We start from the raw sequence: 26,522 nt of genomic DNA, 5'->3' as shown, positions 1-26,522 counted from the left end.
CGATGCTTAGGATGCCTGAGCCTGATCAACACACACTTGCACGTCGCAAGGACATTATCGCCGCCATGCGCGATATCATCCCGTCACAGGGCGGGGTTATTGTCGATGATGATCAGCTCAGGCCCTATGAATGCGATGGGTTGATGGCCTATCGGCAATTGCCGATGATTGTGGTCCTGCCGGAAAATACCGCCCAGGTCGCAGCCATCCTGAAATATTGTCATACCAATAAAATCCGTGTCGTTCCGCGCGGTGCCGGTACCGGTTTGTCCGGTGGCGCCCTTCCGATGGCCGATGCGATCACCATTAGTATGATGAAATTCAATCGCGTGCTCGACATCGATTGGGACAACCGGGCCGCCGTCGTGCAGCCCGGTGTCACCAACCTTGGCATCACGCGCGCGGTCGAACACAAAGGGTTCTATTACGCCCCCGATCCCTCAAGCCAGATTGCGTGCTCTATTGGCGGCAACATCGCCGAAAACTCCGGCGGGGTGCATTGCCTGAAATACGGGCTTACCACCAACAATGTGTTGGGGGTTGAAATGGTCACCATCGAAGGCGAAATCCTGCGCGTCGGTGGTAAGGGGCTTGATCAGGCGGGTTATGATTTGCTTGGCATCATCACCGGGTCCGAGGGGTTGCTTGGCATCGTGACCGAGGTGACGGTTCGTATCCTGCGTAAACCCGAAACCGCACGTGCGCTTCTGCTGGGCTTTAATTCATCCGAAGAAGGCGGCAATTGCGTTGCCGCCATCATTGCCGCCGGGATCATTCCGGGCGGCCTTGAAATGATGGATGCCCCGGCGATCAAGGCGACCGAGGAGTTTGTTCAGGCCGGCTATCCGCTCGATGTCGAAGCGCTTCTTCTGGTCGAACTTGATGGCCCGCAGGTCGAAGTCGATTACCTGATCGACCGGGTTGGCAAGATCGCCAAGGATTGCGGGGCGGTCTATTCCCGCATTTCCGAGAACGAGGAAGAACGCCTGCTATTCTGGTCGGGCCGCAAAAACGCCTTCCCGGCGATTGGCCGAATTTCACCGGACTATATGTGCATGGATGGCACCATCCCGCGCGGTCGCCTGTCCGAGGTGCTGACCGGCATGCAGGACCTGTCAAAAAAGCACGGGCTGGGCGTTGCCAACGTCTTCCATGCCGGTGATGGCAATTTGCATCCGCTGATCATGTTTGATGCCAACAAGGCCGGCGACCTTGAAAAGGCCGAGGCGTTCGGGGCCGACATCCTCAAGCTTTGTGTCGCGGTTGGCGGGGTGCTGTCGGGTGAACATGGCATCGGTGTCGAAAAGCGCGACCTGATGGGCGAGATGTTCACAACCGATGACATGAAGCATCAGGAACGCATCAAGATGGCCTTTGACGAGGACCAGTTGCTCAACCCCGGCAAGGTATTCCCGACCTTGCATGGCTGTGGGGAACTTAAAACCCTGCATGCCAAGGCGGTGGCCGACAAGTTCCCGGATATCCCGCGCTTCTAGGGTCCTGCCCCTAAGGCGTGATCAAACGAAACAACAAACACGATAAAACAAAGGCCGGCCAATCGGCTCCCGCAAATCCGATTGGCCCGGCTCAGGAGAGGAAAAGAGAAAGTTATGGTGGACGTACTTTCCCCCACCACGCCAGACCAGCTGCGTGATGCGGTTGGTTGGGCGCTTGGATCAGAAACCCCGCTTGAAATCATCGGATCAGGCAGCAAGCGCGCCTTTGGCCATTCTGTTCGAACCAACGCAGTGCTGGATTGCTCCAAACTGTCGGGGATCCTGTTTTACCAGCCCGAAGAACTGGTGATCTCTGCGCGTGCCGGAACGCCGCTTGCCGATATCAAGGCGGCACTGGCCGAGAAAAATCAGCAATTCCATTTCGAGCCCGGAAACTTCCCGGCCCTTCTGGATGGGTCAAGTGGCCCGGATGCCGGCACCATCGGCGGGCTGGTCGCCTGTAACCTTGCCGGACCGCGCCGCATCAAGGTGGGCGCTGCACGTGATCACCTTCTGGGGTTCGAAGCCGTTTCTGGCCGGGCAGAGGATTTTAAATCTGGGGGCCGGGTGATGAAAAACGTCACCGGCTTTGATCTGTCAAAATTGATGGCGGGCTCCTTTGGCACGCTGGGCGTGATGCATACCGTAACGCTTAAGGTCATGCCCAATGACGAAACATCCGCCACCGTGATTGTCGCTTGCAGTGACCCGCGTGCGGCGGGCAAGGCGATGACCATTGCCATGGGTAGTGAAAACGAAGTCTCCGCCGCCGCCTGGATCGCCCCCGAAGACGCGCCGCACCTTGATGTGCCACTCGCCGGTGAATATGGCAGTGGCCTTGTCGCCCTGCGGGTCGAAGGTCCCAAGCCGTCTGTCGCATGGCGGGCCGATGCCCTGTGCCGGGCGCTTGCCGGGTTTGGCGAATGCCACGAAGTCCCCGAAAGTCACAGCCACAGCATCTGGAAGGTTGTCGCCAATGTCGCGCCGTTCGTCGCATCGGAAAACACCGGCAGCGTTTTGTGGCGGGTATCAGTGCCCCCGGCAAGCGGGGGTGATATCTGCGCCCAACTGATCGAAAAAACCGGTGGTCGCGCGATGATGGATTGGGCCGGTGGCCTGATCTGGTTGCAGATTGCCGCATCTGACGCGGCGGGTACGCCTGATGCAATGGCGGGCACGATCCGCGATATCGTCGCCAATGTCGGCGGGCAGGCCAATCTGGTGCGCGCATCCGATGAAATCCGTCAAGCTACCCCGGTCTTCCATCCCGAAGACCCGGCACTTGCCCGGATCAATGCCCGGATCAAGGAAAACCTAGATCCCAAGGGTATTCTCAATCCGGGGCGGATTGCGCCAGTGTCACTGAACGGGGAGGGCGCGTAATGCAAACCAACTTCACCGCTGCCCAACTTGAAAACCCGGCGATTGCCGAAAGCGAACAGATCCTGCGCAAATGCGTGCATTGCGGTTTCTGTACCGCGACCTGTCCGACATTCGTCACTCTTGGCGATGAACTCGACAGCCCGCGTGGCCGCATTTACCTGATCAAGGACATGCTGGAAAATGACAAACCGGCAACCGAAAAGGTGGTCAAACACCTTGATCGCTGCCTGTCATGTCTCTCCTGTACAACCACATGTCCTTCTGGTGTTGATTACATGCACCTGATCGACAATGCGCGCGCCCATATCGAACAAAACTATGAACGCCCGCTGGGTGATCGGTTGCTGCGCAAGTTGCTGTCGATTGTTGTGCCCAATCCGACCCTGTTCCGGCTGTCATTGATCGGGGCGAAATTCGCCGCCCCCTTTGCACGCCTGATGCCCGGTCGGCTTAAGGGCATGGTCAAGATGGGCGCACGCCCCATGCATCCGCCAAGCTGGGTCGATAAACCCCAGGTGATCCCGGCAGTTGGCGAACGCAAAGGCCGGGTTGCCATCCTGATCGGCTGTGCCCAGCAGGTGCTTGAAACCGAAATCAACGAATCGACGGTTCGTCTACTCACCCGCCTTGGCATCGAGGTGGTTGTTGCCAAGGGTGCTGGCTGTTGCGGATCGCTTGTCCATCATATGGGCAAGGAAGAACAATCCCATGCGCAGGCCAAGGCCAACATTGATGCCTGGACGGCCGAGGCGGCGGGCGAAGGCCTTGATGCCATCGTGATTACCGCATCGGGCTGTGGCACCACGATCAAGGATTACGGCCATATGCTCCGCCATGATCCGGCCTATGCCGAAAGGGCCGCGACGGTGTCCGGTCTTGCCAAGGACATTACCGAATATCTGGCCGGCCTTGATATCGATGCCGCCGTCTTTGCCGGTGCCAGTCACGGGAATCCCCGTGTCGCCTATCATTCAGCCTGCTCGATGCAGCACGGTCAAAAGATCACCCGGCCACCCCGTGATCTTCTCAAACAGGCCGGGTATGAAGTGGCTGAAATCGCCGAAGGCCATCTGTGCTGTGGTTCAGCCGGGGTCTATAACCTGTTGCAGCCCGAAATCGCCGGTCAGCTTCAGGAACGCAAACGCGGCAATATCCGTGCGACCCAGCCTGATCTGGTGGCAACGGGGAATATCGGCTGCATGGTCCAGATCGAAACCGACGACCTTAAAGTTCTGCACACGGTGCAGCTCCTTGATTGGGCGGCGGGTGGACCGGTGCCGGAAAAACTGCGCGACCGGATAAAGCCGACCGAACTTGCGGGCTAGGCACCGGTTGCTTCAAAACCGAAAAATAAAAAGGACGGCAGGGAATAACCTCTGCCGTCCTTTTGATTTCGTAAGTCCGTGCGATTGGGCGCCTTACTCTTCCTTGCCAAGCAGGCTTTTTGTAATGCCTTCTGCGGCAGAGCTTTCGCTGCTGTCTTCGGCATAGGCCGCTGTCTTGTCACGAATCCACTTGATTGCTTCGGCCTCGTCTACCTCGACCTTCTGGGCCACCAGTGACAGAACTGCCTCGATCGCCAGAACGTGCGATGCGACGTTATTGACCGCAACATGCAGATCATCAATATGGCGCGACGCAGCCTCTGACATATCTCCAAGTTCGCCAGACAGCTTCTGAATCAGTTCCTGAATTTCGTCGAGTGCAGCGGTGCTCATCAAGTGCTCCTGTTATGGCCGCGCACATTTACGCGCGGCATTTTTTGTCCCTTGGGGTCCAAACTCATTCACATAATCGTCCCGGTCCCCCGGATTTGTGCGGATATGCGGAGCAAAACCACAGGAAGATCTATATCTTTCAAGGTTTTGCGACAAAATAGCCCGTACAAATCCGGGTGATCCAAAGGACAATTGATATGAGAGAAAGCCTCTGCGTCAAACCCCTTGACCGGAGAATACTCCGCTCTGCGGGCTTTTCCTTGCTTTTTCTCTCATATCAATTGCCGGGGCGGTCATGTGAATGAGTTTGGACCCCATGCACAAGAGTTGCTTGGAAACGGGGCTATGTAAAGGGTTAGCTGGCAATTATCGTCAATTCACACCATTCCCCGACACCCAAGGTCACCTTTGGACGAAATGTGACAGTTTTTGTTACAGCCTTTCGCAATCAATCGCGATTTTGCCATGTTGAAGTGAAAAACCACCGTGTTCGGATGGTTGTCGTAAAATACTAACTTGTTGATTTTATTAGTAATAAGTGGCTGTTTTTACTGCTCTGATACGTTGTCACATAACGTTAACAAAAGCGACACAATACCGTAAGCACCCAGCGGTAGAGTCCGCCTCGCAGATCGTTGCACCGTTCCGAAGTGGAACTACCATTGGGGAATTTATGATGAAGAAGACTCTTGCTGTTGCGGCGCTTATGAGCGTTGCCTTTGCTGGCGCTGCCGAAGCACGCGACCAGATTCGTATCGTTGGTTCGTCCACCGTCTTCCCGTTCGCAACCGCAGTTGCAGAAGAATTCGGTAAAACCACCTCCTTCAAAACGCCGGTTATCGAATCTACCGGTTCTGGCGGTGGTCTGAAGCTGTTCTGCGCCGGTGTTGGCGAACAGCATCCGGACATCACCAACGCTTCGCGTCGCATCAAGAAGTCCGAAGTTGAAACTTGCGCGAAGAACGGCATTTCGGAAGTTACCGAAGTTAAAGTTGGTTACGACGGTATCGTTCTGTCGAACTCCAACGCTGCGCCGCAGCTCGACCTGACCAAAGAGCAGATCTTCCTTGCTCTGGCAAAAACCGTTCCGTCCAAAGACGGCCAGTCGCTGATCGACAACCCGTACAGCACCTGGGCTGAAATCGATCCGAGCCTTCCGGACGTTAAAATCGAAGTTCTCGGCCCGCCGCCGACCTCTGGTACCCGTGATGCCTTCACCGAGCTGGTACTCGAAGAAGCTTGCGATGAGTTCCCGGCAATCGCCGCTCTTAAAGACACCAACAAAGACCAGCACAAAGCTGTCTGCGCTGGCGTTCGTGAAGACGGTGCCTATGTCGAAGCTGGCGAGAACGACAACCTGATCGTTCAGAAACTCGAAGCCAACCATGATGCACTCGGCATCTTCGGCTTCTCCTTCCTTGACCAGAACGGCGACAAGCTTCAGGGCTCGCTGATCGGTGGCGTTGCTCCGACCTTCGAAGCAATCTCTGCTGGTGACTATCCGGTTTCCCGTTCGCTCTTCTTCTACGTGAAGAACGCGCACGTTGGCACCATTCCGGGCATCAAGGAATATCTTGCTGAATTCACCGCTGACAAAGCTTGGGGTGAAGAAGGTTACCTTGCTGACCGTGGCCTGATCCCGATGGATGCCGCTGAGCGTGAAGCTGTTCGTAACGCTGCGATGAACCTTTCGCCGCTGAGCATGTAACGCGATCTTTCAACCGGTGGCAGCCTTTTCTGCCACCGGTTTCTTTATATCATTGCTTGATTTGTTTATTGTTTCTGTCCTATTGGCCTCACGAACTGATCTTTGCAGGCTCATCTGGCGAACGGATCTCAAATAATGTCCCTGTCTTTCCTGTTGCTCGCGGTTGCCGCACTTTGCGCGCTGTCCTTTTATTTCGGACGCCAGCGGGCTGTTGCCCTCTCGGGTGGCCGGCACAGCAATCTTCATTCCTTGCCGGTTCACTACGGGGCCTACACAGCAGCATGGTGCGGGCTTCCCGCGCTGTTTTTGCTTTTGATCTGGTACATGTTCCAGGGCTCGGTGATTGAAGCCCTGATCGTGTCGGACCTGCCGCAGGAAGTAATTGGTGACTCCGGTCGTCTGTCGCTGGCGCTCAACAGCATTTCCCAGATCGCCGCCGGTGGCGGTGAACATCTCACCGTGTCGCCGGAAATTGTTGATGCCGGGCGCAGACTTGCCAATTTGCAAACCATCGCCAATGCGGCGCTGGTGGTTGTCATGCTGTCGGTTGCGCTTGCCGGTCTTGTCCTGTCCTATCGACGGATTGAAGCGGATATGCGCGCGCGCAACAATGTTGAACGCATCTCGCGCGCGATCATGATTGTCTGTTCGGCGATTGCGATCCTTTCAACGATCGGCATCGTGTTTTCACTGATGTTCGAAACCCTGCATTTCTTTAGCAAGATCAACCCGCTCGACTTCCTGTTTGGTCTGGAATGGAGCCCGCAAACCGCGATCCGTGCCGATCAGGTGGCGTCCGAGGGGGCGTTTGGCATGATTCCGCTGTTTGTCGGTACCTTGCTGATTACGCTGATTGCCATGTGTGTCGCGGTGCCGGTCGGCCTGTTTTCGGCCATCTATATGGGCGAATATGCCGCGCCTAAATTTCGCGCTGTTGCCAAACCCGCACTTGAAATTCTGGCGGGCGTGCCAACGGTTGTCTATGGCTTCTTTGCCGCGCTCACCGTGGCACCGTTCTTGCGCGACAATGGCGCGATCCTCGGCCTCGATGTCAGTTCGGAAAGTGCGCTGGCCGCCGGTCTTGTCATGGGCATTATGATCATTCCGTTTGTGTCCTCGCTGTCTGATGACGTGATGTCGCAGGTGCCGAAATCGCTGCGTGACGGGTCCTATGCATTGGGGGCGACCAAATCGGAAACCATCCGGCAGGTGATTTTCCCGGCCGCCTTGCCCGGTATTGTCGGGGCGGTTCTGTTGGCCGTTTCGCGGGCGATTGGTGAAACCATGATTGTTGTGATGGCCGCTGGTCTTGCCGCGAACATGACGGTGAACCCGCTTCAGGCTGTGACGACTGTTACCGTGCAGATCGTGACGCTTCTGGTCGGCGACCAGGAGTTCGACAGTGCAAAAACCCTCTCGGCCTTCGCGTTGGGGCTGGTTCTTTTCCTTGTCACCTTGGGGCTGAACGTATTTGCCCTTAAGGTTGTTCAGAAGTATCGCGAGAAATATGACTGATATGGCATCTCTTATGGAAGACAGAGCTGCGGCCAAAGTGATCTCTGACAATCTGCGCAAGCCGGTTGACTGGGACAGCCCTAAAATCACCCGTAACATCAAGAAACGTTACGCGGCCGAACGCCGCTTTAAAAGCTATGGTCTGGTTGCGATCTGTTTGGCGCTGCTGGCGCTTTGCACGCTGGCACTCTCGATCGGCTCTAAAGGCTACAGCGCCTTTTACCAGACCTATGTCCAGCTCGAAGTGACCTTTGATCCGGCTGTGATCGATCCGGAACGGACCGGCGATCCCGACGTGATCGGGCGCGCGAACTTTGATGGTTTGATCAAACAGGCGCTGCGTGATCGGTTCCCTGATGTGACCTCGCGCAGTGACAAACGTGATCTCTATGGCATCGTTTCAGGCGGCGCATCTTATGATCTGCGCGAACGGGTTCTCGAAAATCCGAGCCTGATTGGCCAAACGCGCACCATCTGGCTGATCTCGGGTGATGATTTCGACATGCTCAACAAGGGCTATATCGATCCCACCGTTGATGAAGGCGACCGTCGCCTCAATGACAAGGAAGTCGCTTGGTATAACGAACTGGTTGCGGCTGGTGCGGTGGAAAAACAGTTCCACACCCGCTTCTTTACCAGTGGCGATTCCCGCGAACCGGAACTTGCCGGTATCTGGGGGGCGGCTGTCGGCTCGTTCTATACCCTGCTTGTGACCCTGGCATTGTCCTTCCCGATTGGCGTTCTGGCCGCGGTCTATCTTGAAGAATTCGCGCCCAAGAACCGCTTCACCCAGATTGTCGAGGTCAATATCAACAACCTGGCCGCGGTTCCATCCATCGTGTTTGGTCTGCTGGGTCTTGAGGTCTATCTCAATGTCATGCATTTGCCGCGCTCGGCCCCGGTTGTCGGTGGTTTGACGCTGGCGCTGATGACTTTGCCGACGATCATCATCGCATCGCGTGCGGCGATCAAGGCGGTGCCGCCATCGATCCGTCAGGCCGCCCTTGGCCTTGGTGCATCCCCGGTCCAGACCGTCACCCACCATGTCTTGCCGCTTGCCATGCCGGGCATTCTGACCGGCACGATCATTGGCATGGCACAGGCGCTTGGTGAAACCGCACCGCTTCTGATGATCGGAATGGTGGCCTTTATTGTTGATATCCCGGGCGGGGCGCTTGACCCGGCAACGGTTCTGCCGGTCCAGATCTATCTGTGGGCAGACAGCCCGGAACGTGCCTTTGTCGAGAAAACCTCGGCAGCGATTATGGTGTTGCTGGCCTTCCTTGTCCTGATGAATGGACTGGCTGTGTATCTGCGCAAAAAATTTGAACGGAAGTGGTAAAATGGCTGCTGTATCCCAGAGCGCAATGACGGCGGAGCCGTCGGTCGAAAAACCGAAAATGACCGCGCGCAAGCTCGATCTTTTCTATAGCGACAATCAGGCCCTCTATGAGGTCAACCTTGATATCCCCGAACAGCAGGTAACCGCACTGATTGGTCCGTCGGGCTGTGGTAAATCCACCTTCCTGCGCTGCCTGAACCGGATGAATGACACCATTGACGGTGTGACGATCAAAGGTGACGTTACCCTGGATGGTCGCGACATCTATGACAAGCGGATCGACGTGGTTCAGCTGCGCGCGCGCATCGGCATGGTGTTCCAGAAACCGAACCCGTTCCCGAAAACCATCTATGACAACGTGGCCTATGGCCCGCGTATTCATGGTCTGGTCAATTCGCGCGATGAACTTGATGAAATCGTCATGACCTCGCTCGAACGTGCCGGTCTTCTGAAAGAAGTCAAAGATCGCCTGCAATCGCCGGCAACCGGTCTTTCCGGTGGTCAGCAGCAGCGTCTTTGCATTGCACGCGCGGTTGCCGTCAGCCCGGAAGTCATCCTGATGGATGAGCCGTGCTCGGCCCTTGATCCGATTGCGACCGCCAAGGTCGAGGAACTGATAGACGAGTTGCGTTCGAACTACACGATCGTGATCGTGACCCACTCCATGCAGCAGGCCGCCCGTGTGTCGCAGCGCACCGCGTTCTTCCACCTCGGAAAGCTGGTTGAAGTCGGTGAAACCGATCAGATCTTTACCAACCCGAAGGACGAACGCACCAAGGGTTACATTACCGGCCGCTTCGGTTAAGCGACGCCAGGAGTACGCATAAATGGCTGATGAACATACCCATATCGTAAGTTCGTTCGACGAGGAACTGACCCGTCTGAACAACATCATTTCGCAAATGGGCGGGCTTGCCGAAAGCCAGCTTATTTCCTCGATCAGATCCATCGTCAAACGCGATTCCGAACTGGCCGAGAAAGTCATCCTGTCCGATCAGCGCATTGATGTGCTCGAACAGGAAGTCCAGGACTTTGCCGTCCGTCTTCTGGCCCTGCGTCAGCCGATGGCAGATGACCTGCGTCAGGTCGTCACAGCGCTTAAGCTGTCAAACGATCTTGAACGCATTGGTGATTTGGCTAAAAACATCGCCAAACGCGCGCAGGTGCTTAACCAGATCCCGCCGATCCGCCCGGTTCAGGCGATCCCGAACATGGCCAAGCTGGCCCAGGAAATCATCAAGGATGTTCTGGATGCCTATATCGAAAGCGATGCCGAAAAGGCCCACCGGGTCTGGGAACGCGATCAGGAAGTCGACGATATGTACAATTCGCTGTTCCGCGAATTGCTGACCTACATGATGGAAGATCCGCGCAACATTACCGCATCGACCCATCTGTTGTTCATTGCCAAGAACATCGAACGTATCGGTGATCACGCGACCAATATCGCCGAAACGATCTATTACCGGATCAAGGGCGAAGACCTGCCGGGGATTGACCGGCCAAAAAACGACGCAGCGAACTTCGCTGTTGTCAAACCGAATGACTGACACGGGAGCATAGGAAGATGGACCCAACGGTTCTTATCGTCGAGGACGAGGCAGCAATCGTAACCATGTTGCGCTACAACCTCGAACGCGAGGGGATGCAGGTTGTCGAAGCCGGTGACGGTGACGAAGCGTTGAAAATTCTGGCTGAAACCCATGTCGATCTGGTTTTGCTCGACTGGATGTTGCCGGTAATGTCGGGGATTGAGGTCTGCCGTCAGATCCGCCGCAAGCCTGAAAGCCGCGATTTGCCGGTGATCATGGTGACTGCGCGCGGTGAAGAGGGCGATCGCATCCGCGGTCTTGATACCGGGGCTGATGACTATGTCACCAAGCCGTTTGCCATTGGCGAGCTTCTGGCCCGTATCCGCGCGCTTTTGCGCCGGTCCGGTCCGGCGCAACCACAAGGGCAGTTGATCTATTCCGACATCGAAATGGATCTCGCCGCCCACCGGGTAAGCCGCAATGGAAAATCGATCCATCTTGGCCCGACCGAGTTCCGTCTGCTGCGCTATTTCCTCGAACATCCGGGGCGGGTTTTCTCGCGCGAACAGTTGCTTAACGCGGTTTGGGGCCCGAACATCTATGTCGAAACCCGCACAGTCGACGTTCATATCCGCCGCCTGCGCAAGGCGCTCAATGACGTCAAGGGAACCCGCGATATCATCCGCACCGTCCGTGCTGCGGGCTATGCACTGGACTCTGAAACCGCTGCCTAAGCCGGTTTAGAGCCCGATCCGATTAAAAAACCCCCGTTGCAGGTTGCAGCGGGGGTTTTTGTTTTCACCGCGTAACGGCTTTACGATTTTTCTTTCGCCGGTTTGTCCGAACTCTCTGACCCTGACGGTTTGCGCTGTGGGCGCGGCGCCAGTTCGTTCATCAAAAGCATGTCCGCGCGGCGGAATTTGGCGATTTCGGCATCAATATCTTCCTGCGGCACGTCGCACGCCGCCAAAACGTGATCGGATAACCGCAACCCGGTTTCAAGAACCTCCGGGATGGCGGCATCCGCCCCGTGGCGCGACAGCGGCCCGATATGGGTGATGTCCTGCGCACGGGCAAAGATCTTCAGGTGCGGGTAATGCTGGCGCAAAAGGGCGACCGTCTTCTCGGTCGCATGCGGGTTCCCCATGGCAACAACCGCAATTTTTGCCTCATCCGTGTGTGCGGCCCGGAAAGTTTCCGGTCGGGACCCGTCGGCAAAGTAAACCGGAAGGCCTTCTGCCCGCCCACGCGAAACCTGCTGTGCGTCACTATCAAGCACTAGGAACGGAATGTTGCGCGTCTTGAGCAACCGGGCCAGAACCCGGCCAACGCGGCCGCTTCCGATCACCAGAACATGCTGGTGGATGCCCTCTGACTCCTCGGCAATCTTGCCAAGCTGGTCTTCTTCCTTGGGATGAAGCTTTTCCTCGATCTTGTGGCCCAGGCTGATCAGGGTCGGGGTCAGCGCCATCGAAATCGCCACCACCGGGATCAGCATCGCTGCCATATCAAGCGGTACAGCACCATTCTGGGCGGCCAGGGCAAACATGACAAAGGCAAACTCACCGCCGGCGGCCAAACTCATCGCCACCCGGATGGCAAGGCCGGTTTCAAACCGGATCGCGCGCGCCAGAACAAACAGAACCGCCGTCTTGATCACCAGCAACAGCACCAGCCACATGACGATGGTGCCAAATTCGTTATAAACAACGTCGGCATCAACCGACATGCCCACCGACATAAAGAACAGCGACAGGAACACGCCGCGGAACGGTGAAATATCGGCTTCGATCTGATGGCGGAACTCGGTTTCGGCCAACATCACCCCGGCGATAAACGCACCCAGCGCCATCGAAAGCCCGGAAACCTCGGTCAATGTGCTGGCGGCTAGCACAACAAAAAGCGTGCCGATGGCAAACAGTTCCGGGTTCTTGAGCGACGCGATATAGCGAAACAGGCGCGGCAACACATACCGCCCGACGAGTAACAACAACGCGACCGACCCAAACCCCAAAAGGATGCTCATCCACGGGCTGGTTTCCGTTCCGGCATCACCTGCCGCCTGCACCATGATCAGGAACGGACCAACCGCCACGTCCTGCAAAAGCAGGATCGCAAGGGCCGCACGGCCAAAACGGGTATTGAGCTGCTTGTCATCGGAAAGCTGTTTGAGGATGATCGCGGTCGATGAAAGCGCAAGCGCACCGGCAATCACCAAGGCGGTCGGCAGCGGAAATTCCATGACAACCAGAAGCCCAAGAAGGGCTGCCATCGATACCAGAATTTGCAAAACGCCCAGACCGGCAAACCGGCCGCCGATCACCCGCAAACGATCACGCGAAAGCTCCAGCCCGATCATGAACAGCAGGAAAACCACGCCCAGTTCGGCAACCGTGGAAATGTCTTCGCGTTCGGAAATCAGGCCAAAGCCGAACGGCCCGATAAAGAACCCGCCAATCAGAAAGCCGATGATCGAATTCGCACGCAGCTTGTGCGCAATCGGCACCGCAATGATCGCGGCAGTCAGAATAAGAAACAGCTCAAACAGGACGCTGTGATGCATGGCGAAATTCGTTCCGGAAGGCGGTCAAATAATCAATGGGTATCAGGACCTAAATGCCTGAAAATAACGAGATTACAACGATAACGAAAATAACCCTGCCAGTCGTGGGTAAATTTGCGGCATTGGCGAAATTCACCGCCCAATCGCACTATAAAGTGCTGTGTGGATTGTCACCGCCTGATGACTTGCCATTCGCGCTGCCAAATGCCATCTTCCGCGGGCCCGACAACGGGCCGGTTTAATCGCTTTTGAAACGAGCAGATATTTTGGAACAGCTAATCCCCTATCTTCAGATCATCGCGGGCCTTGTATTGCTGACAGCAGGTGGCGAATTCATCGTAAGGGGGGCGGTTGGTCTTGCACTTTTGCTGGGCGTTTCCAAGGTGATCGTCGGTCTGACGATTGTCGCCGCCGGGACGTCAGCACCGGAATTTGTCGTCTCGCTCAATGCGTCGCTCAAGGGCACAGCCGATATCGCCATGGGCAACGTTGTTGGCTCCAACATTGCCAATATCCTGCTTATTCTCGGTGCCGTTGCCTTGCTCAAACCCGTTGCGGCCTCGCGGGTCACCGTGGTCCGTGATGGCGGCACCATGTTGCTGGGCACGGTCCTGTTTATAGCCTTTTGCATGTTTGGCGTGATTGAACGCTGGGCCGGGGCGGTGATGCTTTGCGTGTTGGCTGCCATCTGGTACTTCACCTATCAGCATGACAAAAATTCGCCGAGCGAAGCCAGCCACCTGCATGAAGAAGAAGTCGACGAAGTCGGCGAAAAGCCCAAAGGCTGGACCAGGCCGATCATCGCGACCGTCATCGGGATTGTGGCGCTGATGTTTGGCGCGGAATGGCTGGTTGAAGGCGGGGTTTCGGTCGCCCGACAGTTTGGCGTGTCAGAAGCCGTCATTGGCCTGACCCTTGTTGCCTTTGGCACGTCGCTGCCGGAACTGGCCGCATCGGTGGTTGCTGCCTTCCGCGGGCATTCCGATGTGGCGCTGGGCAATGTGTTTGGCTCGAACCTTTTGAACCTGCTTGTGATCATCGGCGGTGTGTCGCTGATCGCACCGATCCCGGTGCCTGAACAGATCATGAATTCCGACATCTGGATCATGCTGGCGGTAACCGTGGGCTTGCTCGCTGTTGCCTATGCCATGCGCAAGATTTCGCGCATCACCGGCGGTGCATTCGTGATTGCCTATCTGGTCTATGTCTTCCAACTTGTCGTAGCATAAAGCATATTGCATCTAATCTGCCCCATTTTGCCGGAGAGAACCTTCTGTCCGGCGAGGAAAGGACCGCAGTACGTAGTGGGGCTACGTGCAAGGAGCTTGACGCTGCGGGGCGGAAGGTTGTCCCGGCCCGAAGGGTTTGTTTTTGGCGAGGTTTCGCGGCGTTACACCGTTTGACCGATGCACCGCATCGCTCTGCACGCTGTGCCTTGCCAAACGACACGCCAAAAACAAACAAAATGGAGCAGATTAAATGCAACATGCTTTAATCAGTTCAATCAGTTCGCGGGCCGTCTGTCTCATGACGGTCCGCACACTTTGCGAAGGATCAAGGCAACAATGACAGGTCAATTCCCGAAATCCGTTCTGATCACCGGTGCGGCAAAACGCATCGGTCGTGCATTGACCCTGGATCTGGCCAAGGCTGGATATGACATCGCCCTGCATTGCAACAGCTCCAAACAAGACGCCGAAGCTGTCGCTGGCGAGGTGCGCGACCTTGGCCAAAAGGCCTGCGTCGTCTCGGCCGATCTGACCAACGAAGATGCAACCCATAAATTGGTTGCCGACGCGACCAGCCAACTTGGTCCGATCGGGGTTCTGATCAATAACGCCTCGACCTTTGAATTTGATGATGTGCAAACCGCAACCCGCGAAAGCTGGGATTTGCATATGGAAACCAATTTGCGTGCGCCGTTTATCCTCTCGCAGCAATTTGCAAAGCACCTGCCGGACGGCTGTCAGGGCATGATCCTCAACCTGATTGATCAGCGTGTCTGGAACCTGACCCCGCATTTCATGACCTATACCCTCTCCAAAGCCGGGCTTTGGACCCTGACCCAGACGCTGGCATTGGCCCTTGCACCAAAAATTCGCGTCAATGCCATCGGGCCGGGGCCGGCACTGCCTAGTAGCCGACAAACACAGGAAGATTTCGACGCGCAGTGCGAAAAAACACCCCTGAAAATAGGGACAAACCCGCAAGAGATTTGCGACGCGGTTCGATTTTTCCTTGCCGCGCCGGCCATCACCGGGCAAATGTTAGCGCTTGACGGCGGGCAGCACCTCGATTGGGCGCCCAGTGGCGAAGAAGATGCGCCCAACGAATGATGCCCGGTGGTGATCGTTAAATCGCTGCCAGACATCGGGCCGGAATTGCGTGGTGATTTTTAAGGCACCCGCAACAAAGCAGCACAAGGAAGACCGGAATATGACCGCAGGCCTTAAACAGGATGCCAAAATTACGACATTGCCATTTGCCGATGTGCCCCATGCAGATCGTGCAGGCAACCTGCGCCGTGTCTTCGTGCGTGACATGATCATTCACACCTCCATCGGTGTTTACGAACACGAAAAAGAAGCCCCGCAACGCGTGCGCATCAATCTCGACCTTGCCGTGCTCGAAGGCGACGGTGTCCAGAATGATGATATCACCACCGTGCTAAGCTACGAGGATCTGGTGGTCGGCACACGCCGCATCTGCCAGGATGGTCACACCAACCTTGTGGAAACCCTTGGGGAAAAACTCGCCGACATGTGTCTTGCCGATCCGCGCGTTCGTAAGGTGATCGTCAGGGTTGAAAAGCTCGACGTTTTTGAAGATGCCGCTGCGGTTGGTGTAGAAATCGAACGCCACAATATCGCGCGCTGATCGATACGCGATTTCCCGAAAAAATTTACTTTTCCAGACGGCTAATCCAAGGGACTCTTTGATTCCTCTGGCGCGAATCGCTATGGCGCTTATTCACAAGCATCTGGCGAATATGATTCAAAGGAAAATATTCATTTTTTACGACTCTATTACCGAATGATTTCACGTTGACAGTATTTTTATTGTTTAAAATCAATAACTTAACTGTTTTGCTCAATAATTGTGCACTTCATAGAACGTTAAGACTCTCAAGGGGTGCAGGAAGTCACCCCCCGATTACCCACATAGTTATCCACAGTCTTGGTGGACATCTTTTTTGGCATGGCGATTCCCCTCGGCGCGGTTGCGATGTTAATCTTTTCAGCTATGTTTCAATTCGCGTTTGCCAGTGACGGCTGTCACAACTTTGAATGTATTTTAGTGTCGATTGCAGCTCGCCTGACCAGCAGCAGCCTCGCGTGATCTCGGAGTGCCTTGATGAAGCCACCTGTTTCCCCCGAAAACCCGACCGGGGATGATGCCCCGAAACGGGAAATCGGTTTGTCGCTTGATGGTGATAAAATCGACGGCGGGGCAGCTCGCGGGGTGGAGGCGATCAAAAATGCGCTGAAAACCATGCCGGGCTCGGCTGGTGTCTATCGCATGATCGATGACAAGGAACGCGTGCTTTACGTTGGCAAGGCCAAGAACCTCAAGAAACGCGTGGTCGCCTATACCCGCATCATGCAATTGCCGATCCGCATTGCCCGCATGGTGGCCCAGACGGTGCGGATGGAAATCATCACCACCCATACCGAGGCCGAGGCGCTCCTTCTTGAATCCAACCTGATCAAAAAGCTCAAACCGCGCTACAACATCCTGCTGCGCGATGACAAAAGCTTCCCGTATATCCTGATTACCGAGGATCACGACTATCCGCGCATCGTCAAACATCGCGGCGCACGCGCCAAGGATGGCAGTTGCTTTGGCCCGTTTGCCTCGGCCTGGGCGGTGAATAACACCATCAACCATCTGCAACGCGCCTTTTTGCTGCGCTCCTGCACCGACGGGGTGTTTTCCAACCGCTCGCGCCCGTGTTTGCTTTATCAAATCAAACGCTGTGCTGCCCCCTGTGTCGATCGCATTTCCAAACCGGAATATGACGAGCTTGTTGATATCTGCCGCGACTTTTTGACCGGGCGCAGCCAGAAAATCCTCAAGCAGCTCGAAGCTGACATGATGGATGCCTCGGAAAAGATGGAGTTTGAGCAGGCCGCGATGTATCGCGACCGCATCCGTGCGCTCAGCCAGATCCGATCCCATCAGGACATCAACCTCGAAGGTGTCGAGGAGGCCGATGTCATCGCCCTTCATCAGGAAGGCGGGCAAAGCTGTGTTCAGGTGTTCTTCTTCCGCTCGGGCTCGAACTACGGCAACCGGTCCTATTTCCCGCGCCATGAACAATCGGCTGAAATCCCCGAAATCCTCTCGGCCTTTGTCGGGCAGTTCTATGCCGATAAACCGGCCCCCAAACAGATCTTCCTGTCGCATGAAATCGAAGGCCAGGAACTGGTCGAAAACGCGCTTGGCATCAATAACGACCGCAAGATCGAATTGCTCGTGCCCAAACGCGGCGGCAAACGCAAACTGGTCGAACATGCCCTGACCAACGCCAAGGACGCGCTGGGCCGTCGTCTGGCCGAAAGTGCGACACAGCGCAAATTGCTTGAAGACTTGGCTGACAAGCTTGATCTCGAAAGCACGCCGGAACGGATCGAGGTTTACGATAACTCCCACACCCAGGGGACCAATATGGTCGGCGGCATGATTGTCGCCGGGCCCGAAGGCTTCATGAAAAACGCCTATCGCAAATTCAACATCAAGGGCGATATCGCGCCGGGTGATGACTTTGCCATGATGCGTGAAGTCTTAACCCGCCGGTTCGCCCGGGCCCAAAAAGAAGACCCGGACCGCGAAAACGGCACATGGCCGGACCTTTGCCTGATTGACGGTGGTTTGGGGCAGCTTGGCGTGGCGCGCGAAGTGCTCGAAGACCTCGGGATCGAAGACGTCATGCTGGTCGGTGTTGCCAAGGGGGTGGATCGCAATGCCGGTAAGGAAGTCCTGCACATCCCCGGCAAGGCCCCGGTGCGTCTCGATATGAAGGACCCGGTGCTCTATTTCATTCAGCGCCTGCGCGACGAGGCCCATCGCTGGGCGATTGGCACCCATCGCGCCAAACGCGGCAAACAGATGGGCAAAAGCGTGCTCGACTCCGTCCCCGGTGTCGGCGGTGCGCGTAAAAAGGCCCTGCTCCATCACTTCGGCTCCGCCCGTGGCGTCGCTGATGCAGGGCTGTCCGATCTCGAAGCCGTCGATGGCATCAGTGCCGCCTTGGCCCGCAAGATCTACGATCATTTCCACGAAGGCAAATAAGCGCCCCAACGTTAATGTCCGCAGTCCCTGAAAAATCCGTCATCCCCGCGAAGGCGGGGATCCACCGGTTCGTTGGGCTAAATATTAGCTTTTTTGTTTGGCCCAAGGAACGGTTTCCAGATCATATTTGGCTCGTCCTGCAATTAGGCGATTGCCATATTGCCCATTAAAGCCAGTCATCGCTAGAATCACCATTTCAATGTACCACTGTCCCAAGCTCCAAGCTTCGTATTCTGCGATTGGCTCCAGATCATTCCAAGTATGATCTGGATGCACTAAATTGTTGCGGACTTCTGAGAATACATATGGGCCATCCGTCAAAGACAGGTTACGGCTATTCGTGTATTTGCGACTAAGCTCCATCAAGCTCGCTAAACAGCGTGGAAGTTCAGTTGGAATGCCGAACTTTTTCAGTAGCGACCTGATGTTTCGAGCAGCGCCTCTTTCTCGAAACTCAAAGTGATGAGCAAGCCTTTCCAAAGCGGTATGGGTAAGGATCAGGCCGCCTGAAATGTCGCCGTTATTACGATTGCTCCGAAGGTACCAAGAGAGAGCTACGTGCACGGCGCTCTTTGTTTCGTTGCTTGAGCATAGGGTTTTATAGAAGTTCGGAAAAGTTTCACTTAAAGCTAAGGGCGGGACTATGTCTGCCCAACTTGGTGCCCAGCGCCAAATATCAACGCTTGAAGATCCCCACTCTTTCCATACCTCTTTACCACTTTCATCGTATCCGGTCGGCAGGATTGGACTGCAATAAATTCCGTGGGCAAAGCAGCACTGAAGCCTCAAGGAATCAAGAATGTTCTCGGCCTCTGAGACGCTGAAAGGCACCCCGTCAGAACGACATAAGCTCCCAGAATGAGTTTTAGCGAAACCTCCAGAATTTTGAAATTTTTCAGCGATATCATACAGTTGAGGGACTGAAGTGATTTCGATCGACCAATTTTCGAATTGAATTTCGTGTTTTGTTCTGAGGTTTGAAAAATTTAGAAGTTCAAACTCTATATAAGAAAGCAGTTGCTCTTCGTTCCCTAGAACCCTGAAGGGTGCTTCAAGGCCAACAAACTCAACTCCTTCGGGTGAGCAGCGGCTAATGAATACAGGAATTTTCTTTCCGTAATTCACTAAGCGTATTGATGTGTACTTTCCGGGCCAAATAGCGTGATTTGCGTTGGAAAAGTCACATTCAATAAGAAGTTTTAAACTTAGCGACAGTTCTAGCTTAACTGCAGCATCAGCGGTTAACCGCCGTCCGTTATGCTCGAACTCAACAGAAGTTGTTCCAAGAGGAATGTGATTCATTGTTTCGACCGTGAAACTCCTACAACTCGAGAATAATACTGCAAAACGAGAAGGTGCGGTTTGTGAACTTTGCTTCTTAACGTTGAGTAGGGCTTGTGAGTTGTTTTGCGCTAAATGGCATCAGCGCTGCCGCAAAATTCCGTCATCCCCGCGAAGGCGGGGATCCATCAATACCGGGACCTCTCAGTTCAAAAGATGGATTAAATGCAAAACGCTTTAAAACATCGCACTCCCGTCTTGCTTTTTGTCGCCCGTGGCGCGATACCCGGTACGCCCTGCCGCCCGGCGGGGCATTTTCGCGCGAAACGTCCATAAATAATCGGCTTGCCATAAATGCGATATTTTCCTTCCTGGTCTGTGACCCGGTCTTCCACAGTCATGCCTGATCAGCGTCTGCCTTGGGGTGCGATGTTCCCGATGGGCTTGCAGCATCTTGTAGCCATGTCGGGTGCGACCATCCTTGGTCCGCTTCTGATGGGGTTTGACCCCAATCTGGCGATCCTGTTTTCCGGGATCGGTACCCTGATCTTCTTCATTTGCACGGCGGGCCGTGTGCCGAGTTATCTGGGCTCGTCCTTTGCCTTTATCGCGGTCGTCATTGCCGCCACCGGTTATGCCGGATCGGGACCAAACCCGGATATTGGCGGGGCGCTTGGCGGGATTATTGCTGCTGGTGCGCTGTATGTCGTGATCGGTCTGATCGTCATGGCAACCGGCACCGGCTGGGTTGAAAAACTGATGCCGCCTGCGGTGACGGGGGCGGTTGGTGCGGCGATTGGCCTGAACCTCGCCCCGGTCGGGATCAATGGCATTACGGGGGACAACATGCATATGCTGGTCGCCCTTCTGACTTTGCTGTCGGTGGCCTTTGTTTCGGTTTACGCGCCGATTGCGCTGCGCCGGATTTCCATCCTGGTCGGGATTATGGCGGGCTATGTGCTGGTGCTGGTTTTGGGCAATGGCTTTGGCCTGATGCCGGCGATTGATTTTACCGAACTTTCCCAAGCCGCCTGGTTTGGCATGCCATCCTTTGTCGCACCGCGCTTTGAAAGTTCTGCCATGTTCCTGATCGCGCCGGTGGCCTTCATTCTGGTGGCCGAAAACCTCGGCCATATCAAGGCGATTGGCGGCATGACCAAACAGAACATGGATCGTTATATCGGCCGTGGTTTTGTCGGCGATGGTCTGGCAACCATGCTGGCCGGATCGGGTGGCGGTACCGGGGTGACCACCTATGTTGAAAACATGGGTGTGATGGCGGTGACCCGCGTGTTTTCGACCCTGATATTTGTCATTGCCGCCGTGATTGCCATCCTGCTCGGTTTCTCGCCGAAATTCGGCGCATTGCTGCACACCATTCCGGGCCCGGTTCTGGGCGGGCTTGGTGTTGCGGTCTTTGGCCTGATTGCTGCTGCCATGATCCGTTTGTGGGTCGATAACCGCGTTGATTTCTCTGATCCGCGCAACCTGTTTACGGTGGGCATCACGCTGATCTTTGGTGCGGGCGATTTCACGGTCAATTTCGGTGGCTTCGCCATGGGCGGGATCGGCACGGCAACCCTTGCTGCCATCATCCTCTATCAGGCGCTCAGCATCGGACGCGGCAAGTCCGCCCATCCGGCCGAGGCAGATGTTGCCTGATCGCGTGCCAATTTGATCGATTTAGGGCTGCATCCTTGTTTCGGGATGCGGCCCTTTTCTTTGCATCAGAGATGCAGATGCGCATCCATTGCATCATGCAGAACGCGCACGACAAAAACACCATCGCCTTCAATCAGGTAGTAAACCATATGGCGTTTATGATTGTGGCAATACATGCCCGGATGCAGAAAACTCACATCCCGGCCAATATGCGGGGAATTGGCCAGATTGTTCAGGCAATCACGCAAAGACAGGAAATACGCAATGGCCTGCTTTTCGCCAAAACTCTCGTGGGAATAAATGTATATCCCCTCAAGATCTTCATCCGCCTTTTGCGAAAGGATGTATTTAGCCATCCGTCAGCTTCTTGCGGGTCTCCTGCAAAATGTCTTCTGCCGTGCGGGGGCTGCGACCGCTGTTAAGCCCCTCATTAAGCGCCGCCTTCAGCAGTTTTTGTCTGCGTTGGTCCTGCCGGATCAAATCGCGAATATAGTCGCTTGAACTTGCATATTCGCCCTGTTCAATCTGGCTCTCGACCCATTCGCGCATAAGGTCAGGCAGGGATACATTCATCGTCGCCATGATGTGCTCCGTTATCAAGATATGGCAAATTATGCCAAATTTTGCCAATGCGGTCTATCGGGGATGATGTCGTGGCGGGACTTGGCATCGGACGTCCAATCTCTATTGCTGCGGTTTTATGGCAAATGAACACGGCCCTTGTGGTATGTGCTTCAAGTCTTTAATAATTGCGCGGCCTTGGGCGTTTGCGCATCAGGGCCTTGATGTCATTGCCGTAAAATCCGTCAAACAGGCCCTGTTTATGAAGAACCAGATTCCCAATCTGCTGACCATGTCGCGCATTTTCGTAATCCCGGCGCTGATCGCGTCGTTTTACATCAATGGTCCGGTTGGCAACTGGATCGGCTTTGCGCTGTTTGCCTTTGCCGGGGTGACCGATTTCTTTGACGGCTATCTGGCGCGCTCGATGAATGTGGTTTCGCCACTTGGTCGGTTCCTTGATCCGATTGCCGACAAGCTGCTGGTGGCGGCCGCATTGATGATGATGGTGGCCTTTGAACGCATTTCTGGTTTGGCGGTATTGCCCGCCGTGATCATCATGTGCCGGGAAATCATGGTGTCGGGCCTGCGCGAACATCTGGCCGAGATTAAAGTGCCCTTGCCGGTCACCGTCCTTGCCAAATGGAAAACCACGGCCCAGATTCTCGCCATCGGGTTCCTTCTGGTCGGCGATGCATCGCCTGATCTGATCCCCTCGATCCTGATTGGTGATATCCTGCTGTGGATTGCCGGGATCGTCACGGTTCAGACAGGCTATATCTATCTGCGCACCGGCCTGAAACATCTCGATTAATTCTTGTAATCCGGCAAACCGGGACGGCGACCATGTCACGCGTTTCTGTTCAGCAACATGATTTTGACCCGGGCGCCGAACTTTCGGCCCTGACCGATGGTCGTACCGATATCGGGGCTGCGGTCAGTTTTGTCGGGCTGGTGCGCGATATTCATGGCGGCGAAAATGTTTCGGCCCTGACGCTTGATCATTATCCCGGCATGACCGAACGCGAACTCGAAAAGATCGCTGATGAGGCCGCCGATCGCTGGCCGCTTGATGATATTCGCATCATTCATCGCTTTGGCCGCATGTTGCCCGGCGAACGCATTGTTCTGGTGATCGTGCTCTCGGCCCATCGCCGTGCCGCGTTCGAGGCCTGCGACTTCATCATGGATTTCCTCAAAACCCGCGCGCCATTCTGGAAACGCGAAGAAACCCCGGACGGTGGCGACAAGTGGGTGACGGCAAAGGCATCCGATGATGCCGATGCCGACCGCTGGAAATGACGGTGGAAATAACTGCCTGACAGCGGCCCGTCAGATAAATTTCGTCAGCACCGCAACCAGTGTCATCAGCCCGGTCTGCAGGGTCGCGGCATTATTGACCTGCTGGCGCAATTGTTTCATCGCCGCTTCGTCCTCTGCATCGACTTCCTTGGCTTCATCAAGCTGCTTGGCCTGAAGGGCAACCAGTTGGCTGGCGGCCTTATCAAGGGCGGGTTTGGATTTGACCTTCTGGTCAATCGTCGCCCCCTGATAGGTCACAGCCGCAGTCGCATAGGCTTCCTGTGCATCGGCAATCAGGGCACCGAGTGTCTGGCTCATTGTGAAAACTCCCTCTTTTCTAGTTGGTTGCGGTTTCAAGCAGGCCGGTGCCTTGGGTGACCAGTTCGGCTGGGCTCAGCTTGCCGATCTGGCTGGAAAGTTTGATGCCGTCTTCGACCGCGGTAATCAGCGACCCGGCATCAAGCTTGGCATAGTTATCGATCTGTCCCTGCAACCTGCTGCCAAGGGCTGAGGCCGTGACAAAGGCGCGCAGGGTATCGGTCTGCATCGCGCGTTCGGCCGCGATCAGGCTGTTCCATTGCTGCCACCAGGCCTCAATCAGAAGGCTTTCGGCCTCCGGGTTGTTGTGATCCTTGGTGCGGATCAGGTTCAGTTCGGCAATCAGGGTGCTGCGCCGGGTCAGGAATTGCGGCGGGGTGCGCGCGAATTCATCGCTGATGGTAGCAAGCTGCGTGCGCAGTTTTTCCAGGATAGGCCCGGATTCTGTGAGCGCCGAGGCACCGAATGCCGATCCGGCTTCGATATTATCGAAGATCGCAACGAACTGCTGATACTGGCTGCGCAGGCCCTTGAGCGTGTCCTGCCACTGGCGCGCGACGCTTGGGTCGATCTTCACCGCATCGGGATCAAGCAAGGTATCGATATTGGCCGGTGTGATCGTGCCGGTGAAATCGGTGATGTTGCTGACAAACGCGCTGCGCTTTGCCGTGTCAGATTTCGGGAAGGGGGCAAATTGCGTGCTATAGGCCGCGTCATAGTGATCGAATGCCTGCTCAGTCGCGCTGCCAAACTGGGTGACCGAAAGTTTCAGCGTCTCGGCCTTCTGCGAACAGGCCGCAAGCAGGGTGATCGCGCCGATCAGAAAAGCACGGCGAACAAATTGTATGAGGATTGAAATGGTCATATCGGCCCCGTCTGATGAAGTTGCCCGATCGGGCATCAGATTTCAGACGGGGACGCGATCAGTTTGTGATCGGGCAGGGGCAATTGTTCAATGAAAACGAATAATCGATCTGATTATTTGCTGAGCATGAAAAGTGCCTGATTGCCCAAAAAGTTGGAAAACCGGGTCTGGCTGCCGAGGCTGAGCTTCGATCCGGCTTCATTGAGAACCATCGACCGTTCGATCGTCAAATCCATTTCTTTACACAGCGCAACGAAGTCCAAAACCGTGCAGAAATGGATGTTTGGCGTTTCGTACCACATGATCGGAAGGTTGGGGTTCTGCGGCATACGACCCCGGAACATCAGATCAAACCGTGCGCGCCAATGGCCGAAATTCGGGAAGGACACAATCGCCTTGGTGCCAATGCGCAGCAACTCCGAAAGTACTTCTTTCGGGCGCTGGGTTGCCTGCAAGGTCTGGCTGAGGATGGCGTAATCAAACGCCCCGTCCGGGTAATCGCGCAGATCGCGATCCGCATCGCCCTGCATCACCGGAAGACCCTGTGCGACACAGTTGCGCACCCCTTCGTTGGACAGCTCAAGGCCGCGGCCATCAACCTTTTTGGTGCGGGTGAGGTATCCCAGAAGTTCGCCGTCACCACAGCCGATATCAAGCACACGCGTGCCCGGCTCGATCATGTCGGCAATCAGTTGCAGGTCGACACGGATGCGGTCGCTATGCGCAACGTTGGCTGCGCTGTTTGGGTTCAAAGTCTCATTCATGATTATTTCAGCCCCCGGCCTTCGGCGGCACCTTCGATGAAGCCACTCAGCACCATGTGGAAATCGGGTTCATCAAGCAGGAACGCATCATGGCCCTTGTCGCTTTCAATCTCGACACAGCTGACATTGCATGATGCGGCATTGAGCGCATGGGCGACAATCCGGCTTTCAGCGGTGGTAAAGCACCAGTCGCTGGAAAACGAAATGACGCAGAACCGGGTTTTGCAGCCCTGAAAGGCCTCGGCCAACCGCCCGTCATATTCAAGTGACAGATCGAAATAATCCATCGCCCGGGTGATATAGAGATAGCTGTTGGCATCAAAGCGATCGACGAAGCTTTTGCCCTGATGGCGCAGGTAACTTTCGACCTGAAAATCCTGATCGAAGCTATAGGTGATCGCACCACGGTTTTGCAGCTTGCGCCCGAATTTTCGGTGGAGTGCCGGTTGCGACAGATAGGTGATGTGCGCAGTCATGCGCGCCACAGCCAACCCGCGTGACGGTTTCTTGCCTTCCAGCAGGTAATTGCCCCCGCACCAGTCCGGGTCGGCCATAACGGCCTGACGCCCGACTTCGTGGAAGGCGATATTTTGCGCCGAATGGCGGAACGAGGTCGCAATCGGGGCGGCGGCATAAACGCGCTTCGGATAGCTTTTGCACCATTCAAGAACCTGCATGCCGCCCATCGACCCGCCAATGACGGCAAACAGCATGTCGATGCCAAGCGCGTCAATCAGCATGGTTTGGGCACGTACCATGTCGGCAATGGTGATCACCGGGAAATCAAGGCCCCATGGCTTGCCGGTTGCAGGATTGATTTCCTTGGGCCCGGTACTGCCAAGACAGCCGCCGATCACGTTGCTGCAGATCACGAAATACTTGTTGGTATCAATGATCTTGCCGGGGCCGACGATTTCAGACCACCAGCCTTCCTTGCCGGTGATCGGATGGAAGTCATCGGCAACATATTGATCCCCGGTCAGGGCATGGCAGACCAGAATCGCGTTGGATTTGTCGGCATTAAGTTCGCCGTAGGTCTGATAGGCCAGGGTAAACGGACCGAACTCCACACCGCTATCAAGGCGCAGCTTTTCCGTTTCGCCAAGCACCATGTGGTGGCCTGGAAGCGGGGGGCGCTTTTCCGTGTTGGTCGCGGTGGACATGAATTGCGGTTTCCTTGGTTATTCGTTGTTTCCGTGGGCAAACCGACAACGCGCCAT

The 26,522-nt window shown here is 55.6% G+C and carries 25 protein-coding genes; 16 read left to right on the top strand and 9 right to left on the bottom strand.

What is annotated here, in order from left to right:
• Window positions 1–11: 11 nt before the first annotated feature.
• The 3 genes from TH4_RS03315 to glcF all read left to right on the top strand — a co-directional run bounded on the left by TH4_RS03315 (window position 12) and on the right by glcF (window position 4,204).
• The gene (locus TH4_RS03315; RefSeq protein ID WP_064779888.1) at window positions 12–1,496 is read left to right on the top strand and encodes an FAD-linked oxidase C-terminal domain-containing protein; all 1,485 of its coding nucleotides are present in this window, start codon (window positions 12–14) and stop codon (window positions 1,494–1,496) included.
• Between the two features lie 114 nt (window positions 1,497–1,610).
• A complete protein-coding gene (gene glcE / locus TH4_RS03310; protein WP_064779887.1) occupies window positions 1,611–2,879 on the top strand; it encodes a glycolate oxidase subunit GlcE in 1,269 nt (422 codons plus the stop codon).
• Window positions 2,879–4,204 carry a glycolate oxidase subunit GlcF gene (gene glcF / locus TH4_RS03305; protein ID WP_064779886.1) on the top strand — a complete coding sequence of 442 codons (1,326 nt, stop codon included), beginning with the start codon at window positions 2,879–2,881 and terminating at the stop codon, window positions 4,202–4,204. Before glcE ends, glcF begins: the two co-directional genes overlap by 1 nt.
• Window positions 4,205–4,297: 93 nt before the next feature.
• Here the strand turns inward: glcF and TH4_RS03300 are convergent, their stop codons facing one another.
• The gene (locus tag TH4_RS03300) at window positions 4,298–4,597 is read right to left on the bottom strand and encodes a hypothetical protein (RefSeq protein ID WP_063088518.1); all 300 of its coding nucleotides are present in this window, start codon (window positions 4,595–4,597) and stop codon (window positions 4,298–4,300) included.
• 673 nt (window positions 4,598–5,270) lie between these two features.
• On the opposite strand from TH4_RS03300, the gene TH4_RS03295 reads away from it, so the two are divergent.
• The 6 genes from TH4_RS03295 to phoB all read left to right on the top strand — a co-directional run bounded on the left by TH4_RS03295 (window position 5,271) and on the right by phoB (window position 11,428).
• Window positions 5,271–6,305 carry a PstS family phosphate ABC transporter substrate-binding protein gene (locus TH4_RS03295; protein ID WP_063088519.1) on the top strand — a complete coding sequence of 345 codons (1,035 nt, stop codon included), beginning with the start codon at window positions 5,271–5,273 and terminating at the stop codon, window positions 6,303–6,305.
• Window positions 6,306–6,440: 135 nt separating this feature from the next.
• Window positions 6,441–7,820, top strand: coding sequence for a phosphate ABC transporter permease subunit PstC (gene pstC, locus TH4_RS03290; protein WP_064779885.1), 1,380 nt, complete (start codon window positions 6,441–6,443; stop codon window positions 7,818–7,820).
• The gene (pstA, locus tag TH4_RS03285; RefSeq protein ID WP_064779884.1) at window positions 7,813–9,162 is read left to right on the top strand and encodes a phosphate ABC transporter permease PstA; all 1,350 of its coding nucleotides are present in this window, start codon (window positions 7,813–7,815) and stop codon (window positions 9,160–9,162) included. The genes pstC and pstA overlap by 8 nt, the downstream gene beginning before the upstream one ends.
• Window position 9,163: 1 nt before the next feature.
• Window positions 9,164–9,967: a phosphate ABC transporter ATP-binding protein PstB gene (gene pstB / locus TH4_RS03280; RefSeq protein WP_063088522.1), complete on the top strand. Its 804-nt coding sequence runs from the start codon at window positions 9,164–9,166 to the stop codon at window positions 9,965–9,967.
• A gap of 22 nt (window positions 9,968–9,989) precedes the next feature.
• On the top strand, window positions 9,990–10,712 hold the full coding sequence (phoU, locus tag TH4_RS03275) for a phosphate signaling complex protein PhoU (protein ID WP_064779883.1): 723 nt from the start codon (window positions 9,990–9,992) through the stop codon (window positions 10,710–10,712).
• 17 nt (window positions 10,713–10,729) lie between these two features.
• Entirely contained in the window at window positions 10,730–11,428 is a 699-nt protein-coding gene (gene phoB, locus TH4_RS03270; protein WP_008888332.1) for a phosphate regulon transcriptional regulator PhoB, read from the top strand.
• 80 nt (window positions 11,429–11,508) lie between these two features.
• Here the strand turns inward: phoB and TH4_RS03265 are convergent, their stop codons facing one another.
• Entirely contained in the window at window positions 11,509–13,257 is a 1,749-nt protein-coding gene (locus TH4_RS03265; protein WP_064779882.1) for a cation:proton antiporter domain-containing protein, read from the bottom strand.
• Window positions 13,258–13,523: 266 nt separating this feature from the next.
• Between TH4_RS03265 and TH4_RS03260 the strand changes: the two genes are divergently transcribed.
• The 4 genes from TH4_RS03260 to uvrC all read left to right on the top strand — a co-directional run bounded on the left by TH4_RS03260 (window position 13,524) and on the right by uvrC (window position 18,549).
• Window positions 13,524–14,486: a calcium/sodium antiporter gene (locus TH4_RS03260; protein WP_064779881.1), complete on the top strand. Its 963-nt coding sequence runs from the start codon at window positions 13,524–13,526 to the stop codon at window positions 14,484–14,486.
• 336 nt (window positions 14,487–14,822) lie between these two features.
• The gene (locus tag TH4_RS03255; protein ID WP_064779880.1) at window positions 14,823–15,593 is read left to right on the top strand and encodes an SDR family oxidoreductase; all 771 of its coding nucleotides are present in this window, start codon (window positions 14,823–14,825) and stop codon (window positions 15,591–15,593) included.
• Between the two features lie 100 nt (window positions 15,594–15,693).
• On the top strand, window positions 15,694–16,134 hold the full coding sequence (gene folB / locus TH4_RS03250) for a dihydroneopterin aldolase (protein ID WP_008888328.1): 441 nt from the start codon (window positions 15,694–15,696) through the stop codon (window positions 16,132–16,134).
• Between the two features lie 477 nt (window positions 16,135–16,611).
• Window positions 16,612–18,549, top strand: coding sequence for an excinuclease ABC subunit UvrC (uvrC, locus tag TH4_RS03245; protein WP_157097700.1), 1,938 nt, complete (start codon window positions 16,612–16,614; stop codon window positions 18,547–18,549).
• A gap of 84 nt (window positions 18,550–18,633) precedes the next feature.
• Here the strand turns inward: uvrC and TH4_RS03240 are convergent, their stop codons facing one another.
• Window positions 18,634–19,851 (bottom strand): YopA family protein, encoded by a 1,218-nt coding sequence (locus TH4_RS03240; RefSeq protein ID WP_064779879.1) that lies wholly within the window; start codon window positions 19,849–19,851, stop codon window positions 18,634–18,636.
• A 378-nt stretch (window positions 19,852–20,229) separates the two neighbouring features.
• Between TH4_RS03240 and TH4_RS03235 the strand changes: the two genes are divergently transcribed.
• Window positions 20,230–21,492, top strand: a complete 1,263-nt coding sequence (locus tag TH4_RS03235; RefSeq protein WP_245227714.1) for a uracil-xanthine permease family protein — start codon at window positions 20,230–20,232, stop codon at window positions 21,490–21,492.
• A gap of 65 nt (window positions 21,493–21,557) precedes the next feature.
• Here TH4_RS03235 and TH4_RS03230 read toward each other — a convergent pair whose 3' ends face one another.
• Window positions 21,558–21,848: a type II toxin-antitoxin system RelE/ParE family toxin gene (locus TH4_RS03230; protein WP_064779877.1), complete on the bottom strand. Its 291-nt coding sequence runs from the start codon at window positions 21,846–21,848 to the stop codon at window positions 21,558–21,560.
• A complete protein-coding gene (locus TH4_RS03225; protein ID WP_064779876.1) occupies window positions 21,841–22,074 on the bottom strand; it encodes a type II toxin-antitoxin system ParD family antitoxin in 234 nt (77 codons plus the stop codon). Before TH4_RS03225 ends, TH4_RS03230 begins: the two co-directional genes overlap by 8 nt.
• Before the next feature lie 241 nt (window positions 22,075–22,315).
• Between TH4_RS03225 and pgsA the strand changes: the two genes are divergently transcribed.
• Both pgsA and moaE read left to right on the top strand, forming a co-directional pair.
• The gene (gene pgsA / locus TH4_RS03220) at window positions 22,316–22,867 is read left to right on the top strand and encodes a CDP-diacylglycerol--glycerol-3-phosphate 3-phosphatidyltransferase (RefSeq protein ID WP_040822814.1); all 552 of its coding nucleotides are present in this window, start codon (window positions 22,316–22,318) and stop codon (window positions 22,865–22,867) included.
• 32 nt (window positions 22,868–22,899) lie between these two features.
• Complete coding sequence (moaE, locus tag TH4_RS03215; protein ID WP_064779875.1) at window positions 22,900–23,355, top strand: molybdopterin synthase catalytic subunit MoaE; 456 nt, start codon at window positions 22,900–22,902, stop codon at window positions 23,353–23,355.
• 30 nt (window positions 23,356–23,385) lie between these two features.
• Here the strand turns inward: moaE and TH4_RS03210 are convergent, their stop codons facing one another.
• The 4 genes from TH4_RS03210 to metX all read right to left on the bottom strand — a co-directional run bounded on the left by TH4_RS03210 (window position 23,386) and on the right by metX (window position 26,465).
• On the bottom strand, window positions 23,386–23,673 hold the full coding sequence (locus tag TH4_RS03210; RefSeq protein ID WP_063088529.1) for a hypothetical protein: 288 nt from the start codon (window positions 23,671–23,673) through the stop codon (window positions 23,386–23,388).
• A gap of 19 nt (window positions 23,674–23,692) precedes the next feature.
• Entirely contained in the window at window positions 23,693–24,538 is an 846-nt protein-coding gene (locus TH4_RS03205; protein WP_245227712.1) for a hypothetical protein, read from the bottom strand.
• 113 nt (window positions 24,539–24,651) lie between these two features.
• On the bottom strand, window positions 24,652–25,302 hold the full coding sequence (metW, locus tag TH4_RS03200; protein WP_064779873.1) for a methionine biosynthesis protein MetW: 651 nt from the start codon (window positions 25,300–25,302) through the stop codon (window positions 24,652–24,654).
• Window positions 25,303–25,304: 2 nt separating this feature from the next.
• Window positions 25,305–26,465 (bottom strand): homoserine O-acetyltransferase MetX, encoded by a 1,161-nt coding sequence (metX, locus tag TH4_RS03195; protein ID WP_064779872.1) that lies wholly within the window; start codon window positions 26,463–26,465, stop codon window positions 25,305–25,307.
• Between the last annotated feature and the right edge of the window lie 57 nt (window positions 26,466–26,522).

Source organism: Thalassospira tepidiphila MCCC 1A03514 (assembly GCF_001662875.1).
Classification (GTDB): domain Bacteria; phylum Pseudomonadota; class Alphaproteobacteria; order Rhodospirillales; family Thalassospiraceae; genus Thalassospira; species Thalassospira tepidiphila.
Note: the sequence above shows the minus strand (reverse complement) of the source record. Positions and strands in the feature narration are given on the sequence as shown.

What these genes read in the sequence shown, in the direction of transcription:
- TH4_RS03230 (WP_064779877.1), bottom strand. Translation starts at nt 21,848, where the DNA reads ATGGCTAAATACATCCTTTCGCAAAAGGCGGATGAAGATCTTGAGGGG.
- pgsA (WP_040822814.1), top strand. Translation starts at nt 22,316, where the DNA reads ATGAAGAACCAGATTCCCAATCTGCTGACCATGTCGCGCATTTTCGTA.
- phoB (WP_008888332.1), top strand. Translation starts at nt 10,730, where the DNA reads ATGGACCCAACGGTTCTTATCGTCGAGGACGAGGCAGCAATCGTAACC.
- glcF (WP_064779886.1), top strand. Translation starts at nt 2,879, where the DNA reads ATGCAAACCAACTTCACCGCTGCCCAACTTGAAAACCCGGCGATTGCC.
- TH4_RS03205 (WP_245227712.1), bottom strand. Translation starts at nt 24,538, where the DNA reads ATGACCATTTCAATCCTCATACAATTTGTTCGCCGTGCTTTTCTGATC.
- pstA (WP_064779884.1), top strand. Translation starts at nt 7,813, where the DNA reads ATGACTGATATGGCATCTCTTATGGAAGACAGAGCTGCGGCCAAAGTG.
- TH4_RS03315 (WP_064779888.1), top strand. Translation starts at nt 12, where the DNA reads ATGCCTGAGCCTGATCAACACACACTTGCACGTCGCAAGGACATTATC.
- TH4_RS03300 (WP_063088518.1), bottom strand. Translation starts at nt 4,597, where the DNA reads ATGAGCACCGCTGCACTCGACGAAATTCAGGAACTGATTCAGAAGCTG.
- moaE (WP_064779875.1), top strand. Translation starts at nt 22,900, where the DNA reads ATGTCACGCGTTTCTGTTCAGCAACATGATTTTGACCCGGGCGCCGAA.
- TH4_RS03255 (WP_064779880.1), top strand. Translation starts at nt 14,823, where the DNA reads ATGACAGGTCAATTCCCGAAATCCGTTCTGATCACCGGTGCGGCAAAA.
- TH4_RS03240 (WP_064779879.1), bottom strand. Translation starts at nt 19,851, where the DNA reads ATGAATCACATTCCTCTTGGAACAACTTCTGTTGAGTTCGAGCATAAC.
- uvrC (WP_157097700.1), top strand. Translation starts at nt 16,612, where the DNA reads ATGAAGCCACCTGTTTCCCCCGAAAACCCGACCGGGGATGATGCCCCG.
- TH4_RS03210 (WP_063088529.1), bottom strand. Translation starts at nt 23,673, where the DNA reads ATGAGCCAGACACTCGGTGCCCTGATTGCCGATGCACAGGAAGCCTAT.
- metW (WP_064779873.1), bottom strand. Translation starts at nt 25,302, where the DNA reads ATGAATGAGACTTTGAACCCAAACAGCGCAGCCAACGTTGCGCATAGC.
- glcE (WP_064779887.1), top strand. Translation starts at nt 1,611, where the DNA reads ATGGTGGACGTACTTTCCCCCACCACGCCAGACCAGCTGCGTGATGCG.
- TH4_RS03265 (WP_064779882.1), bottom strand. Translation starts at nt 13,257, where the DNA reads ATGCATCACAGCGTCCTGTTTGAGCTGTTTCTTATTCTGACTGCCGCG.
- TH4_RS03295 (WP_063088519.1), top strand. Translation starts at nt 5,271, where the DNA reads ATGATGAAGAAGACTCTTGCTGTTGCGGCGCTTATGAGCGTTGCCTTT.
- TH4_RS03235 (WP_245227714.1), top strand. Translation starts at nt 20,230, where the DNA reads ATGCCTGATCAGCGTCTGCCTTGGGGTGCGATGTTCCCGATGGGCTTG.
- metX (WP_064779872.1), bottom strand. Translation starts at nt 26,465, where the DNA reads ATGTCCACCGCGACCAACACGGAAAAGCGCCCCCCGCTTCCAGGCCAC.
- phoU (WP_064779883.1), top strand. Translation starts at nt 9,990, where the DNA reads ATGGCTGATGAACATACCCATATCGTAAGTTCGTTCGACGAGGAACTG.
- pstC (WP_064779885.1), top strand. Translation starts at nt 6,441, where the DNA reads ATGTCCCTGTCTTTCCTGTTGCTCGCGGTTGCCGCACTTTGCGCGCTG.
- TH4_RS03225 (WP_064779876.1), bottom strand. Translation starts at nt 22,074, where the DNA reads ATGGCGACGATGAATGTATCCCTGCCTGACCTTATGCGCGAATGGGTC.
- pstB (WP_063088522.1), top strand. Translation starts at nt 9,164, where the DNA reads ATGGCTGCTGTATCCCAGAGCGCAATGACGGCGGAGCCGTCGGTCGAA.
- folB (WP_008888328.1), top strand. Translation starts at nt 15,694, where the DNA reads ATGACCGCAGGCCTTAAACAGGATGCCAAAATTACGACATTGCCATTT.